The sequence below is a fragment of the Streptomyces glaucescens genome (assembly GCF_002154375.1).
In the GTDB taxonomy this organism is placed as follows: domain Bacteria; phylum Actinomycetota; class Actinomycetes; order Streptomycetales; family Streptomycetaceae; genus Streptomyces; species Streptomyces glaucescens.
The window spans coordinates 1-1,523 of record NZ_MUND01000278.1 but is presented as its reverse complement, the minus strand read 5'-3'; the positions used below and the strand labels follow the sequence as shown (position 1 = coordinate 1,523).

General features: G+C 67.5%; 2 protein-coding genes and 1 pseudogene. 2 read left to right on the top strand and 1 reads right to left on the bottom strand.

All coding sequences use genetic code 11. From position 1 onward, the window contains the following. Both CCN42_RS19040 and CCN42_RS19035 read left to right on the top strand, forming a co-directional pair. Window positions 1-574: phage/plasmid primase, P4 family (locus CCN42_RS19040; protein WP_245877363.1), on the top strand; the 574-nt coding region annotated here is incomplete at its 5' end. Then, window positions 571-972: a DUF6009 family protein gene (locus tag CCN42_RS19035; protein WP_086737274.1), complete on the top strand. Its 402-nt coding sequence runs from the start codon at window positions 571-573 to the stop codon at window positions 970-972. The genes CCN42_RS19040 and CCN42_RS19035, both read left to right, overlap by 4 nt. 247 nt (window positions 973-1,219) lie before the next feature. Here the strand turns inward: CCN42_RS19035 and CCN42_RS19030 are convergent. After that, a pseudogene (locus tag CCN42_RS19030) lies at window positions 1,220-1,523 on the bottom strand (IS5/IS1182 family transposase); the annotation flags it as partial.

Below are 1,523 nucleotides of genomic sequence, written 5' to 3'. Positions count from 1 at the left end.
GATCAAAGCCCGCCGCATGAGGCAGGACTTCTTCAGCTTCGAACCCACCCACAAACTGTGGCTCCTCGGCAATCACCGCCCCGAAGTCGGAACCGGCGGCTTCGCGTTCTGGCGCCGCATGCGCCTGATCCCCTTCGAACGCGTCGTCCCCGACCACCGCAAGATCGACAACCTGGCCGACATCCTTGTCATGGAGGAAGGCCCCGGCATCCTGAACTGGCTGATCGACGGCGCCCGCCGATACCTCGCCGGCGAGCGCGACCTCACCGGCCCCGAACGCGTCCGCATCGCCACCACCGCCTACGCCGAAACAGAAGACCACACCGGCCGCTTCTACGAAGAGTGCTGCACCCTCGGCCCCGACCTGCGCGCCGAGCAGACCGCCCTCTACGCCGCCTACAAAGCCTGGTGCCACAATGAAGGAGCGCCGGCCATGTCGTCCCGGGCATTCGCTGCCCGCACACGCGAACTGGTCGGGCTCGCCTCGCCCAAAGAAATGATCCTGTCCAACCAGCGCAAGCACTACCCGGGCATCGGACTGCTCACCGACGACGAGAGGGACGCCACCGCATGAGTTCCCTGATCAGCGCGGACGAGATCAGCCACGAAACCGAGATCGTGTGGCTGGAGGACATCGACACTCTCGACTACGTCCGCCAGAGCCTGGACCGGCTGCCCACCCGCAAAGGCAAACCGGCCTACCACCGCGACGGCCGCATGGTCGGCTACGCCCTCCTCGGCCCCACCGCCAAGCCCTCCCGTGCCTCGGGGACCTTCCGCTGCCGCGTCTTCTGGCTCCTGCCTCACGACCGCGACAGCGAGCCCGACGGCCTGTACGCCAAGAGCGCGCCCGCCGAGGCCATCGACCCCCGCACCCTTGAGCCGCGAGTGAAGGGCTACAAGACCGAACGCTCCGAAGGCGGCCCGCCGTCCAAAGCAATGCAGGAGCTGGGCATAACACTGCCGCTGTGAAAGCAGTACTGCGAGCGTCGTTCAGGCCCTTGCTGCGCGTGCCCGTCACCAGCGGCTGGGTGCACCGGTCGAGCCCTTCCTCAAGGTCGACGGCCCAACTGTGATCACCCATATGCCACACCCGCCCTCCAGTGAACGTCAACTTCGAGACGCGGGGCAGGGGGTGCGGAGGCACCCAGGGGCGCGCGAGGGCACGCGGGATGTGCACGCAACGGCTGCTGAAGGCACGAAATCTCACTGAGCTGCTTCAGCGTTGCCGCTCCGGTGAGGACGGCCCTGGCGATTGACGTCATGCCGTTCGCGCTGCACCGGGATCTACGGAAGATCCGCCAGGACTACAGGCGGGTGACGCCGCGTTCGACCACCGTGCCACGGCCAAGGCCCGGTTGAGGTTCTTCATGGTGGGCGTGGAGCGGCCTGCGTTTGATGCCCGTGGTCAGCCAGGGGCCGCCGCCCTGGCAGGCGAGGTCGGGCCGCGGTGGGCACGCCCTGGCGCTCGCAGATGTGGATGATCCGGTGGGCGTCGGCAGCGGTTAGCGCGTGTCTCTTTG